Source organism: Thalassotalea mangrovi, assembly GCF_005116735.1.
GTDB classification, from domain to species: domain Bacteria; phylum Pseudomonadota; class Gammaproteobacteria; order Enterobacterales; family Alteromonadaceae; genus Thalassotalea_A; species Thalassotalea_A mangrovi.
In genome coordinates this window covers 62078-75188 of record NZ_SWDB01000010.1, presented here as the reverse complement: position 1 = coordinate 75188, position 13111 = coordinate 62078, and the positions used below count along the sequence as shown (strand labels likewise).

Annotated in this window: 11 protein-coding genes; 2 read left to right on the top strand and 9 right to left on the bottom strand. The window is 49.5% G+C overall.

What is annotated here, in order from left to right; translation table 11 throughout:
- The first annotated feature begins 13 nt into the window (after nucleotides 1–13).
- Nucleotides 14–1591 carry an FG-GAP repeat domain-containing protein gene (locus E8M12_RS05480; RefSeq protein ID WP_136735090.1) on the top strand — a complete coding sequence of 526 codons (1578 nt, stop codon included), beginning with the start codon at nucleotides 14–16 and terminating at the stop codon, nucleotides 1589–1591.
- A 417-nt stretch (nucleotides 1592–2008) separates the two neighbouring features.
- Nucleotides 2009–2350 (top strand): MGMT family protein, encoded by a 342-nt coding sequence (locus E8M12_RS05475; protein ID WP_136735089.1) that lies wholly within the window; start codon nucleotides 2009–2011, stop codon nucleotides 2348–2350.
- Between the two features lie 358 nt (nucleotides 2351–2708).
- On the opposite strand, the gene E8M12_RS05470 is transcribed toward E8M12_RS05475, so the two are convergent.
- From E8M12_RS05470 to E8M12_RS05430, 9 genes are all read right to left on the bottom strand, one after another.
- Nucleotides 2709–2960 (bottom strand): hypothetical protein, encoded by a 252-nt coding sequence (locus E8M12_RS05470; RefSeq protein WP_136735088.1) that lies wholly within the window; start codon nucleotides 2958–2960, stop codon nucleotides 2709–2711.
- A 595-nt stretch (nucleotides 2961–3555) separates the two neighbouring features.
- Nucleotides 3556–4773, bottom strand: coding sequence for an FAD-dependent oxidoreductase (locus E8M12_RS05465; protein ID WP_136735087.1), 1218 nt, complete (start codon nucleotides 4771–4773; stop codon nucleotides 3556–3558).
- On the bottom strand, nucleotides 4770–5375 hold the full coding sequence (locus tag E8M12_RS05460; protein WP_136735086.1) for an isochorismatase family protein: 606 nt from the start codon (nucleotides 5373–5375) through the stop codon (nucleotides 4770–4772). Before E8M12_RS05460 ends, E8M12_RS05465 begins: the two co-directional genes overlap by 4 nt.
- On the bottom strand, nucleotides 5376–6173 hold the full coding sequence (locus E8M12_RS05455; RefSeq protein ID WP_136735085.1) for an alpha/beta fold hydrolase: 798 nt from the start codon (nucleotides 6171–6173) through the stop codon (nucleotides 5376–5378).
- Between the two features lie 9 nt (nucleotides 6174–6182).
- A complete protein-coding gene (locus tag E8M12_RS05450) occupies nucleotides 6183–7658 on the bottom strand; it encodes an aldehyde dehydrogenase family protein (protein WP_136735084.1) in 1476 nt (491 codons plus the stop codon).
- 54 nt (nucleotides 7659–7712) lie between these two features.
- Nucleotides 7713–9146 carry an aldehyde dehydrogenase family protein gene (locus E8M12_RS05445; RefSeq protein WP_136735083.1) on the bottom strand — a complete coding sequence of 478 codons (1434 nt, stop codon included), beginning with the start codon at nucleotides 9144–9146 and terminating at the stop codon, nucleotides 7713–7715.
- A 7-nt stretch (nucleotides 9147–9153) separates the two neighbouring features.
- Nucleotides 9154–10428: an acyl-CoA dehydrogenase family protein gene (locus E8M12_RS05440; RefSeq protein ID WP_136735082.1), complete on the bottom strand. Its 1275-nt coding sequence runs from the start codon at nucleotides 10426–10428 to the stop codon at nucleotides 9154–9156.
- A gap of 75 nt (nucleotides 10429–10503) precedes the next feature.
- Nucleotides 10504–11232: a hypothetical protein gene (locus E8M12_RS05435; RefSeq protein WP_136735081.1), complete on the bottom strand. Its 729-nt coding sequence runs from the start codon at nucleotides 11230–11232 to the stop codon at nucleotides 10504–10506.
- Between the two features lie 65 nt (nucleotides 11233–11297).
- Nucleotides 11298–12956 (bottom strand): nitrilase-related carbon-nitrogen hydrolase, encoded by a 1659-nt coding sequence (locus tag E8M12_RS05430; RefSeq protein ID WP_136735080.1) that lies wholly within the window; start codon nucleotides 12954–12956, stop codon nucleotides 11298–11300.
- Nucleotides 12957–13111: the final 155 nt, after the last annotated feature.

Here is a 13111-nt window from a genome sequence, read left to right as displayed (position 1 = left end):
GAGAGGGGTTCTGATGCTAAAAATACGTACAGTTCGAAATCTGTTGGCGTTGATTCTGGTTTTTGCCACGATGAACGCCCGGTCGCAGGACCTGACCCTGAACTCTCAAACCATTTCAGCACCATTTTCTATCTCTCAGGAGCCTCTTCGCGGTAATTTCCTGCCAAACCCAGGCAAGGAAATTATCTTGATCGGTGAGAAAGAAGGGCGAGGCCAATTGGCCATTTTTGCCGTCGATACGCGATCTGGTGAATATGAGTTGTATCGGCACCTGCCAATCGATGCCAGCTACTTTGCCTTTGATTCGGATGCAGAATTAAAAGTGGTAGGTAAATCGTCGATTGCAGCGCAGCGTCCATTGCATCGCCTCTATTTTCTGACCAGTACAGAGATCATCGAATTGCAGCCGGAGCAGGCGGAACAACCGTTTCAGCCGCTGTTAAAGGTGCAATCGATATTTATTAAGCAATCATCGAACTACTTAAAGCGCGGTAATTTCGTCCGCTATTTAAACCACGACCGACACCCTGATTTTGCGCTTGCTGATTTTAACGGCTTGAACCTCTATGTGTCATCGCCACTGCAGGCCCAGGGGGAGGCAAAAGGAGAAGCTCCTGTTGATATTGGTTACGAGCGCCAGCAATTGCCAATTACGCCGGTTGTCGAGGTGTTTGAGTCGAGCGTCAGTTATACCAGGCGAAAATGGTTTCTGGCCGATATGAATCAGGATCAGCTTGCTGATATTGCCTGGGTAGATGATGGTAAGCTTCTAGTTTATCTGGCATCGCCGCTGGGCGAATTTTCGTCGCAGGCCCAGCAGGTGAACATCAATTCGAGAATTTCTGGGCAAAATTGGTGGGATACCCGCAATGCCGATGGTTCGAATCTGGATCAAAGTAATCTCGATCATCAGAACCTGGAAAGCATGGACGATATCAATGGCGACGGTATTGTCGACCTTGTGGTGCGGCACAGCACCAGTTCCGGGGTCTTAGATCGAAGCAACGATTATCAGGTGTTTTTTGGCCAGGTTAGTGACGGTAGTGTTAGCTTCCAACAACAACCAAGCACCGTGCTGGCCAGTGACGGCACCGTCGGAGATATTCAATTTATTGACCTGAATCGGGATGCGAGACAGGAAGTACTGATGTCGTCATTCGATATTTCTGTGTCACAGATTATTGGTGCATTGCTCAGTGGTAGCGTCGATCAGGATGTGTTGATTTATGTGCAGGATGCTAGCTCTGGAGCATTCAGGAAAAGCATCAGTAAAGAAGTCGAACTTACATTTAGTCTATCTACCGGAAAAAGTGGCGCCCCCATCGTTAAACTGGCGGATTTAAATGGTGATGGCTACAAAGAGCTGATCCTCAGCGCTGACGAAAACAAGCTGAAAATCTATGCCGGTGTTAACGGTGATAAATACATTACCAATAGAGCACAACGTTTCTCTCTGCCATTGCCGCAAAACGGCGTGTTTTTGACGAGCGATGACTTAAACGATGATGGTAAGGAAGAGCTGTTGGTGCGCTATGGTGATGAAGACGATGCGCAGTATCATGACGATTTGGTGATCATCAGCGCTAAGTAGCGCTGATGATCAGCAAATCGAGGAGGCAGGTTTCAGGTTTCAGGTTTCGGAGGGCGAACGGCCTAAGTAAAGCTAATAGCACATTGCATTCCTAGCACGCTGTCGCTCCTAGCACGCTGTCGCTCCTAGCACGCTGTCGCTCCTAGCACGCTGTCGCTCCTAGCACGCTGTCGCTCCTAGCACGCTGTCGCTCCTAGCACGCTGTCGCTCCTAGCACACTTCGTTTCTAGCATGGTGTCGCTTCTGACTTATTTCACTGCTGGCATGCTATCGCTTCTGGATGTTAGACTCCTAACAATAACAAGCTACTAGGCGCAATCTTCGATTGCATGCTAGGAACGATGTTTCATCGTGTGCTAGGAGCTGAATCTCTGATTTAGCGTGCTAGGAGCAATAAAGGATTGCGTGCTTTGACTTATGAAACCTAACGAAAACCATCATCGCATCTGGACCCTGGTTGCCCTGATCCCACCGGGCAAGGTGGTTAGCTATGGTCAACTGGCGGATCTGGCTGGCTTGCCCGGGCGAGCGAGATTGGCGGGAAGGGCACTGAAACTCGCTTCACCGTCACAAAACCTGCCCTGGCATCGAGTGCTGAACAGCCAGGGAAAAATTTCGTTGCAAAAAGGTAGCGACGCTTATCAACGGCAGGTAAAGCGGCTGCAGGAAGAGGGGATTGTAGTGATTGGTGGTAAAGTAAAGCTCGCGGATTTTCAATGGCAACCAAGCCTCGGTGAGTTATTGACTTTGCCGTTTTAAAAAGCACACTGCGTTCCTAGCACATTACATTCCTAGCACGTTTCACTCCTAGCACGTTTCACTCCTAGCACGTTTCACTCCTAGCACATTACATTCCTAGCACGCTAACGCTTCTAGTAATTGTTAACCGCTAGGCGCAATCTTCGATTGCATGCTAGGAACGATGTTTCATCGTGTGCCAGGAGCTGAATTTCTGATTTAGCGTGCTAAGAGCTATCTTTAATTAACCGCTAGGCGCAATCTTCGATTGTATGCTAGGAACGATGTTTCATCGTGTGCCAGGAGCTGAATCTCTGATTTAGCGTGCTAGGAGCAACCATAGGTTGCGTGCTAAAACTAAAAGGAAGCGATGCTCCTTTTATTTTTGCTTAGCTTTGTTTCCAATAATCTTAAACGCTGGTGTGCCTCGCACCAGGGTATCCCGGGCAAATTCGGTGTGGCAATTCGGACAGATCCCAGGTTGCTCGGTATTGTCTTCGACGATGCGTTCTTTGAAGCACTTAATCAGCGCACCGGTCCCACCTTTTTTGTACTTGAACAATAACTGATTACAGCTATTGCAAATGACTTTGACGGTTTTGGTGGGAAGTTTTTTATTCGGTTTGGGCATAAGTAAACAAGGTTTCGGGTCTCAACGTCAGGTTTCAGGTTTCAGGTCTCGGAGGGCGAACGGCCTTCAACTAAGCAGGTAGCGCACTGCGTTTCTAGCACATTGCATTCCTGGCACGCTATCGCTCCTAGCATGTAATCGAAGATTACGCCTAGAGGTTGAGTCATTTCCTGATACTACAGGAAATCTTAACCAGAATCAGAGGAAGATCTCCATTTACATGGAGATGACGATCTCTTTTACGACGCAGTCCTCACCGACAGCGTCCTCAGCGACAGCGTCCTCACCTAATAACCGCCCAGCAGGCGCAGTCCACCCTCAGAACAATTACCAAACAATAATTATTCGTATCGCATTGCATGTAATCGAAGATTACGCCTGGCTATTGAGTCATTTGCTGATACTACAGGAAATCTTAACCAATAACAGAGGAAGATCTCCATTTACATGGAGATGACGAACTTTTTACGACGCAGTCCTCAGCGACGAAGTCTCCCTCGACAGCGTCCTCATCCTTAGAACAATTACCAAACAATAATTGTTCGTATCGAATTCTTATCCCCGTGCAGCAGAATTTAAATTAACCATAAACCGGTTAATTAACTTTCAACGAGTCGCGCAAACAATTAAACATGGCGCGCTCCATCACAAAAGCTTTGGCTTTTTTTACATCAGCGGCCGTTTCCATAAACATTTTCTGGCGCTTGGCCTGAATGTCCGGGTCGGTCGATTCCATCAGCTTTTTATTTTCTATGGTATGTTTTTGCACAAACTGCACGGCCAAATCTTTTCGCTGTCGGTCATAGAGGGCAAACAAGTCCCGGTAGTCCGCCTGATTGTGGATAATGTCGACCAATTTCTCCGCCAGGTTAAAGGCATCATGGAGCCCGCCATTCATCCCCATCCCACCCAGCGGGTTATTAATGTGGCAGGCATCGCCGGCTAGGATAACTCGATTCTTGAAGTAGGTTTCGGCAACCCGTTGGTGAACATTGTACAAAGTGCGATGGCCAATATGGTAATCACCAGCCTTGTCATAAAGGTGATGCAGGCGCTCCTGTATAAACTCATCGGTTAAATATTTATCTAAGTTAGTTTCATCAGGATCCGTTGGCCACAGCACACGCCAGAGCTTGTCGGTACGAAGAATGACGCACCATTCGTCCGGATCGGAAACATAATTCACGTATGACAGGTTGTCGAACACGTTTTCAAAAGCAAAGTCAGTGCTAACCACCAAAAACTTTTCATCATAGGTAAAGCCGGAAAATTCAATACCGGCGGCTTTACGAACCTTGCTCGATGCGCCATCGCAGCCAATTAAAAAACTCCCCCAAAGGCTCTTTTCGCCGGTTGGTGTTTTCACTTTGACCTCGACGCCGTGCTGGTCCTGGTTAAAATCCACCACTTCATGGTTAAACAGGGTTTGCACACAATCAAACTTAGCCAGTTGCCCGGCAATGATATACGTCAGTTCATACTGTTCCAGTTGCAGGCGATAGGGAAACCGGGTCTCATCGGCTATCACCGACATATCAAATTCCGCCACGTCGCCTGTCTTTCGATCCCGATACTGATATCGATCGACAATGAGCCCTTTGTCGATCATTGCCTGGGCCACGCCAAGATCATCAAGCATCTCCAGTGACGGTGGGTGGAAGGTTGACGCCCTTAGGTCAATGGGCAGGGAGTCACATTTTTCCAGTAACAGCACATCAATGTTATGTTGTGCCAGATACAGTGCCAATACTGAACCGGCTGGACCGGCACCGGCAATAATGACCGGCAGCGTCTTTGAAGTATGATTAGTCATGATGCGACTCCTGTGTGCTCAAGGTAAGAAATTATGTCGCGGCAATTCATCACATCCGCATATTTGGCATGCATATCATGTAAATTGGCCAGGTGTGCCTGCTCGTTACGATCGCCGACCGCCTCTTTTGCGACAACCACCGGGTAGTCATGCTGGAGTCCATCGACCACCGTGGCTCGTACACAACCGCTGGTGGTTAATCCGGTAACCACCAGGGAATCGGCACCGCTGGCTTTAAGCCGTTCATGTAAGTCGGTTTTAAAAAAGCCACTGGCCCAGCATTTTTCGATGATGGCTTCGCCATTAACCGGTGCCAAGCGCGGGTCTACTTTGACCCAATCGGAGTCTTCTGTCAGTAGGTTAAGGGCGTTGATACGGGCTCGGAACACCCGAGCCTGATTATCATTTTGATAGACCACGGTGGTGAAAAATACCGGTAATTGTTTTTGTCGAAATGTCGTTAACAGCTCAGCATTATGGGCAACCACCTCCGGGCAGTAACTGCCAAGGGGGCATTTGGGATCGGTAAAGCCATTAATCATATCGACAACAATTAATGCGGGTCGATGTAACAGGCCGATGTGATTACGCGCTAAATCCATTTAAAACTCCTTTATCAGCCTGGCCACCTGTGCTGGGTGGGTTTCACACACATAAGTCGAGGTATTGCCAATTTCCGCCCGGTGAGCGTTTGCAGACAAGGCAAGGGCATGGGTTAAATAGGGCTGCAATGCATCCTGATCCCCGGCAAACATCAGGGTCGGGCACTGCAGGTTTACCAGCGCATTCTCCAGGTCGTAATCGAAAACCGCCTGATACGCCTTAGGATAATTATCACCAAGCTCGATGGCGGACTGAGTTTCCCTAAGTGCTATCGATTGTGGTGCAGCAGGATCTTTGCCATTCACTTTCTGCCAGTAGTACTGGAAACGTTGTTCATCATCAAGGATGTCAGGTAAGGCAACACTGTTTATCAGTGTCGATTTTACCGTTTCTGGCAACAGTGGCGGGCCGGACAGGATCAACTTTTGCACCCGAGCGGGTGTGTTGGCGGCAATTTCTGCTGCCACAGCTGCGCCGGTGTGATGGCCAAACAGGGAGAGTTTACTATCAGGCGCTGTAACGAACAGATATTCAATCAGATAACGAACCGCACTGGCCCAGCCCTCTACACAAAAGCTGTCTGGTTGCAGTAATTCACTGTTGCCAAATCCCGGCAGGTCTGGGGCAACACAATGAAAATCATCACTAAGGCATAGCATGAGATCATGATACATGCGGCCGTCACTCGGCGTTTGATGCAACAGCATTAAGGTAGGCAACTTGTTATCACCACAGCTGTAAAAATGGACCTTGCCGTTTGGCGTATCCAGATAATGGGCATTGACTACATTTCGCATCACTGACTTCTACAAGGTTGCTTTGACTTCAATGCTGACCCATTTCACGTCGGTAAACTCTTCGATGGAATAGCTACCGCCACTGCGGCCTAAACCGGATAATTTACTACCGCCAATGGGAGCAAGAGCATTACTTTGAAAGGCGTGCATGCCGATATGAACCGCACCGGCTTTTATTTGCCGAGCCGCCTGCATCGCCCAGTTAATATTTTTCGTCAACACGCTCGCAGACAGGCCAAATTTGGAATCATTGGCAAGAGCAATGGCTTGTTCAAGCGAAGAGGATTTCACCACATTAGTTAACGGCCCGAAGGATTCGTCACACCAGGCACTGGCATTATTGGGTGTATCCAGTAATACCGTGGGTTTGTATATCAGGCTTGGTGAGCCATCCTGATATAGAAGTGACTCGCCGCCGGTTAATAATCTCGCGCCCTGGGCCATGGCCTGCTCAACGTGTTGCTGGATTTTATTCACCGCGTTGCGGTTGATCAGTGGGCCATAGACGGTTTTCGGATCTCTTAAATCGCCGATGGTCAAAGCCTCTGCCTGTTGCTTTAATGCAGCGATAAATGCTTCGTAAATGTTTTCATCGACGATCACCCGGCTGTTGGCCATGCAAATTTGTCCGCCATGGGTGAATATCCCCTGGGCAACGATGGCCGCGGCTTTTACCGGATCGACATCAGCGCAGACAATGGCCGCGCTTTTGCCACCCAGTTCAAGCTGGGTCTTAATCATCCGTTTCATCGCAATTTCACCAATACGAATACCTGTCTGGGTGGAACCGGTCAGGGCAATGCCATCAATATCCGGGTGTTCGACCAGCGGCTGTCCGCATTCGTGGCCAAAGCCGCAAACGACATTAACGGCTGCTGGCGGGAGTCCCGCTTCTACCAGTATTTTTGCAAACTTAATGGCGATCACCGGGGTTTCTTCCGAAGGCTTAATGACTACGCTATTACCAGCGGCCAAGGGAAACGCGGTCATTTTGGTCAGCAGGCTGAGCGGCGCATTGTAGGGTGAGACGACGGCGACAACCCCTAAAGGCTCACGAAATACCATAGACAGGCGATCGGGATTATCATTCGGGAAGGTCTTTTCATACAACCGCCTCGCCTCTCCGGCGGCGGTACGCAGCAAATCAACGGTATAACGAATCTCAAAACGAGCTTTACTGATTGCCGAACCACTCTCATCAATCAGGCAATCAAGCAGCCGTTCTTCGCCTTGTTGTTCGATAATATCGGCCGCCTTTAACAGCGCCGCTTCCCGGGCAGAAGGGGCGAGGGAGGACCAGGTATTAAATCCGTCGCGAGCACAGCGAACGGCAATATCGACATCGAGATGGTTGGCTTTGGCAACTTTTGCAAATAGCATTTCCGTCGCTGGGTATAATACGTCGAAATAATCGCCGGTTGCCGGTGCAATGGATTTACCATCTATAAATAAGTCCACCAATGAATCTGAATTTACCGCTGTCATAATCGCCTTTCTTATCTATCTGCTATGCCGTTATTGGTATTAATTTAGGTTTTTTCAGGCAATACCCACCACTCGGGTACCGCGGAAAAATTCAAAGGTTTCTTTTACCCCTTCGTCGCCAAGACCCGATTTTCCCCAGGCGGCCCGGGGCAGGTCAGGACGCAACGCAAACAAGGACACGTCATTGATTTTGACCACCCCGGCGCGAATTTTCTTCGCCATCCGCCAGGCCGTAGAAGGCTCTGCAAACACATAGGCGGCAAGCCCATAGTCGGTTTCATTGGCCATGGCGATGGCTTGTGATTCCTGGTCAAACGTATGGACGGTGGCGACGGGGCCAAAGGTCTCTTCTAAGGTTTGTGTACTATCAAGTCCAGTAATTAGCGTTGGAGGATAAAACCAGCCGTTGAGATTTGGCATTGGTGTTACCTGCAATAGTTGTCCACCAAGGTTTTGGTAATGCGCCACCCGGTTTTTGATGTAGTTTAAATGGCCATTGTGCACCAAAGGCCCCATGTGTGATTCGGTGCCACAGGAGTTTCCTAATTGTATATTTGCCAGCAAGTCTGCAACTTTGCTAAGTAACGCTTGCTCAATGCTGGCGTCACAAATTAACCTGCCCAAAGCCCGACACCATTGTGCATTCATGGTGACCAGGCCATTCACAACGCCCTGGGCCGCTTTATCTAAATCCGCATCGGCCATGACTAACAAGGCATTATTACCACCGAGTTCAAGCTGTGCTGGCTTTATTTGTGCCCCACAACTTTGCCCCACGGCTTTACCCCCCTGAGCACCACCGGTAAAGGAGACGGCCGAAACCGCCGGATGATTGCTGAGCATCGCGCCAACCTCAGCGCCGCCATGGACGAGTTGAAATACGCCTTCGGGCAGTTCCGCTTCGCTGATAGCCTCGGCAATAAGCTGCGCCGATCCTGCCGCCCACTCTGAGGGTTTAAAAATTACCGGGCAACCGGCGGCTAATGCACTGGCGATTTTATGGCAGGCGATGCCTGATGGCGCATTCCAGGGCGCAATGATTGCGGCAACGCCGAGTGGCAGTCGTTCAAGGATGATGTCATTGTCATGCTCGCCCTTTAAGTGCTGCTGTTCGGGGAGCTCTTTGAGGAGGTTGGCGGCAGCAATAAAGGCTAATGAACACACTTGTGCGAATTGTCGGGTGAAACTGATCACTACACCGGTTTGCACCGCATCAAGCTCGGCAATGGATTCTGCTTTTAACGACAAGGCATCGGCAATCTTTAATAAATACCCGGCTCTGTGATGATAACTTAACTCTGACCAGTAACCAGCATTAAACGCTGACTTGGCACATGCAATGGCAGCATTAACCTGCTCAGAGGATGACATGGCCTGATAGCCCAGCAGCTCGCCGGTATTGGCATCGTGCAAGGTATCGCGTCCTGTGTCTGCAGGCGTTTGCCATTGCTGGTCAATATAATTTAATGCTTTCGGTAATGTCATCATCTGCTACTTACTGGTTCTGCCCGACGCTAAACTGATGTTGCTCAGCCCCTTCAACTTCCATTTGTGCCGCCATTAAGCGCCCGCGTTCGGCCGGAAATGCCTGTACCAGCGCCATCGCCATTTCCCGTAAACCGTGTGCACTTGGATGGGAGAAACTGGTACCGGATGTGCCGGTGCACTTAAGGGCATTAAGAGCCACTTTATAGCCATATTCGGATACCTGGCCTTTACACAGGCGCCAACGCTTTACCACTTCATTTTTAGGCAGGATCTCTGGCTCTGCGGTTTCCAGCTCAAGCTGGCGCCGCAGCCAAAGCATCGCCGTTTCCAGATCGGCCATCATCTCGCCAATCAGTTGCTGATGCATCGGGGAGCTGGCGATGGATTTACCGGAATCGCCGAATTTTGCTTTGGTCAGGGTATCCAATGTGGTGTGATATACGGACCAGGCCTGTCCCAGGTAAACGGCGATGCTGGCTAATTGATTACCGACAAAACTACCGCGACTGACCTGCATACAACGCACAAACGCAGAAGGGATGGTTAATGCATCGGCATCAGTGACAAAAACATCCTTCAATATCAGGCCATGGGTTTCGGTACCGCGCATGCCGATAGCATCCCATTTTTGTCGCTCACTAACGCCTTGTGCGTCACGATTGACGAAAAATGTCGAAAGGCCACTCGCATCGTCAATGCCATCAAGACCCGCGGTAACCAGGTATTGATCGGCAACCCCGGTGGCACAACCAAAACTCTTGACGCCATTGAGCAGGTAACCGCCATCGACTTTCGTTGCCTTGGTGCTGATATTAATCGCGGATTTCTCCGACTTCACCGCTTCCGAGGCAAAATTAGCCAGCCACTTGCCGTCCCGCCCCATGGTGGTTAACACTTTTTCAGCAAACGCTTTTACCACCGGCGCTTCCGTTTCGTTAAATAACCCGGCTTCGATAGCCTCAATGGCAAGCAGGCCTCTGGATGCCGACGAGCAATGAAAGAAAAAACATAGTGCCGTGGAAGGGCAGACGGTGCCCAGGGCAAATGTGGCAGCGGCTAAATCGCGCAGGCCGCCGCCGAGGCCGCCATATTGTTCAGGAATGATTAAGCCCAGCAGACCCGCATTGCTCAGGGTTTGTACGTGCGGTCGATAAAACTCACCATGGCGATCTACATCGGCGGCCTGCTCCTTGATTGCAGGCAGGATACTTTCAACAATTTTTGCCCGGGCCTGCTCGGCCTCGGTCATGTGTTCAACAAAATGTGCAGCCGTTAATGTCATTGAATTTGCTCCGTTTTATCTGTCGGCAATTACAATCTGAGATTGAATTGCTGTCCTAAATTACCCGCGGTTCCGTTACTCACCACGCAATAAGGCGCGCAGTTGTTCACCAACATCTTTACCGATCAGGCCATCAACGCGGCCCCATACCGGATCGATTTCTGGACTGAAAATCGCACTGCGGTTGGCTTTATCCCGTGTCACTAACTGCTCAGTGCCTGGTGCATTTCGAACGCCTTTTTGAATCAACTCAAACCAGTAATCGCGGTATTGTTCGACATGATCAAATAATTTAAGGAAGGCACCTTCGGAAGCCCGGTGCACCAGCATCCAGGGCGACATAATGGCACGCTGTCGCGGTGAAATATGCGCCGGTTGCAATCCCTCTACGCTCTCCGCGGCGTCATAAAGCGGCGTCAGCGGCTCGAAGACTTCGTTCATGTAGGCAATGTCTGACCCTAAATCGGAACGTGGCGTTAAATCCAGGTGAAACGCAAAATGTTCACCGGCGGCAACAGAATCTAAGGTGAAGTGGGGAATTGCTGAATCCGCAGGCATAAAACCGTAAAGCATATGCGAGTCCAGTTGCATTTGTTCAACCACAATAGAACAGGTTACCAACCTCGCCAGTGGCCCACCGGTAAACACCCGGACACTGCCGACACTGCCCTGTACCATGGGGAGTTGGCTCTGCAGGTCGATATACGGACCACCGTTATCTGCGGTCACTTCCTGCATATTAAAATGCTCAACAATGGCATGTAATGTCGTTTCTGATAAACGGCGTGGATGTGATTCGCTCATAACTTTTGCCTTTCTTTGTCTTTTATTGTTAATGAAAAACCGTAAATTGATTAAGCATGTTCTCGCTATAACATGGGCTGTAGTAATCGCCAGGGACGATTATTGATTAAATGGGTACGATGCGAACAAACCTTATTGGCGGCTGCCTTTGGATGTACAACACCTTGAGTAATCGCATTTTCAGAGCCACCACGCACGCATTCACAGGCGCTAAGCAGGCCATCAAACTGACGTTCCTGCCAGGGAGTCATGATGGTAAATTCTTTTTGCAGTACGCAAATCTGATTGTTGGCGCTGTTTTTATCGGCAGCGATAACATTAACCCGGTTTTCCGAAGCCCGTTCGCGAAGACCGGTGGTCGTTTGCCAGCCTTCTTGTGTGGCTAATGGTGCCAGCACCGTTTGCGCACCCTGCATGGCGATTAACCGATAGGTTTCCGGATAAATAGCATCATCTTCGAGAGTGATGGCCAGGGTGCCGAAACGACTTTGATAAACGTTAAATTCATCACTCAGTGCCGACCAATGAAAACGACTGGAAAAGTGCACCTGGCCTTGCTCAAATACAATGCCGTTGCTAGCGATAATCACGCCCGTGTGGCAGAGCTTATTATCATTGTGGGTAACGATGCTGGTAGCGATAAGTTGTCCGGGAGAGCAGGCAGCGCTAATTGCCTGGACTGCAGCACGACTTAGCTCTACCTCCTCATCTGTACCCTTAGGTTGTTGCAAAAAAAAGCACTCTGGCAGGCAGATTAACGAGGCAGTGGACGACGCATTGATTAGCTCGACGGCCTCATCAAGAGAAGTGACGCTGATCGCAGCACAAGTCACATCTTCTGGCGCCTCAAAGTCCTCAATCGACTGCATGGCGGGATCCTCACCAAGGCGCTGGTAGAGTTCTGGACGTCGATTGCTAAAAATATCGCTGTGGTCCGGACGTAATTTATGATTCGCTTGCTCGACATCAATATCCGCCCAGATGACGTCTTCTTCTTTACCGGCCATCGCCAGTATTGTGCCGTCAGGGGCTACAATCTGACTGTCGCCAGCACCAGATAGAAAATTGACCGGAATATTGATTGCCTCGGATATAGGTTGTAAAACTTCTTCCGGGATTAATGGCCCGACTTTGTTGGCGGCAACCACAAATACCTTATTCTCCGCCGCCCTGACCGGAATGTGGAGATCACCTTCATCGATAGCAAAAGAATTGAGGCTGTTGCAAAGCACCTGGGCACCGCGCAAAGATAAGCATCTTGGGGTTTCGTTGATCACCCCATCCATGCAGGAGTACATGGCCAAACGGCCAATCGGCGTGTCTACGATCGGCCCTTGCTTATTGGCAGGTTCGAGAAAGTCATTTTCATGGCCGACCAGCACTTGTTTATTGTTCTCGCCCAGTAACTCACCGGACGGGGCATACATTAAGCTGGTACCGGTAACCTTGTTATCCGCACGGCGGACGGTACAGTTGACCACAAGATAAGCATTGGCTAGTTGTGCTGCCTCGGCGATTTGGCCAAGGAAGTGACCATCAAGCTCGACCGAAACCCGGTAACAGTGATCCTTATCGTCGTACCAGGAGTTATGGTTAACAAATTCAGGTAAAACAATTAAATCGGGAGAACATCCTGCCGCTTGCTTAATCATTCTCAGGCAGGTTTGCAGATTTTCTTCGACATTGTTGGTTACAGCAAATTGCGCGGCGGCAACACGGATCATAACTATTCCCTTACTGGCAGGCTCACAACAAAAAACAGTGTCATGGAAATACTTTATTTGTTATAAAGTAATAACATTAATTCATTTAGTCAATCGTGCTGATTAAATTGTCTTCACATCAGACTTTAATATTGTTATTACAGTACGTTAATAGA

What these genes read in the sequence shown, in the direction of transcription:
- E8M12_RS05480 (WP_136735090.1), top strand. Translation starts at nt 14, where the DNA reads ATGCTAAAAATACGTACAGTTCGAAATCTGTTGGCGTTGATTCTGGTT.
- E8M12_RS05475 (WP_136735089.1), top strand. Translation starts at nt 2,009, where the DNA reads ATGAAACCTAACGAAAACCATCATCGCATCTGGACCCTGGTTGCCCTG.
- E8M12_RS05470 (WP_136735088.1), bottom strand. Translation starts at nt 2,960, where the DNA reads ATGCCCAAACCGAATAAAAAACTTCCCACCAAAACCGTCAAAGTCATT.
- E8M12_RS05465 (WP_136735087.1), bottom strand. Translation starts at nt 4,773, where the DNA reads ATGACTAATCATACTTCAAAGACGCTGCCGGTCATTATTGCCGGTGCC.
- E8M12_RS05460 (WP_136735086.1), bottom strand. Translation starts at nt 5,375, where the DNA reads ATGGATTTAGCGCGTAATCACATCGGCCTGTTACATCGACCCGCATTA.
- E8M12_RS05455 (WP_136735085.1), bottom strand. Translation starts at nt 6,173, where the DNA reads ATGCGAAATGTAGTCAATGCCCATTATCTGGATACGCCAAACGGCAAG.
- E8M12_RS05450 (WP_136735084.1), bottom strand. Translation starts at nt 7,658, where the DNA reads ATGACAGCGGTAAATTCAGATTCATTGGTGGACTTATTTATAGATGGT.
- E8M12_RS05445 (WP_136735083.1), bottom strand. Translation starts at nt 9,146, where the DNA reads ATGATGACATTACCGAAAGCATTAAATTATATTGACCAGCAATGGCAA.
- E8M12_RS05440 (WP_136735082.1), bottom strand. Translation starts at nt 10,428, where the DNA reads ATGACATTAACGGCTGCACATTTTGTTGAACACATGACCGAGGCCGAG.
- E8M12_RS05435 (WP_136735081.1), bottom strand. Translation starts at nt 11,232, where the DNA reads ATGAGCGAATCACATCCACGCCGTTTATCAGAAACGACATTACATGCC.
- E8M12_RS05430 (WP_136735080.1), bottom strand. Translation starts at nt 12,956, where the DNA reads ATGATCCGTGTTGCCGCCGCGCAATTTGCTGTAACCAACAATGTCGAA.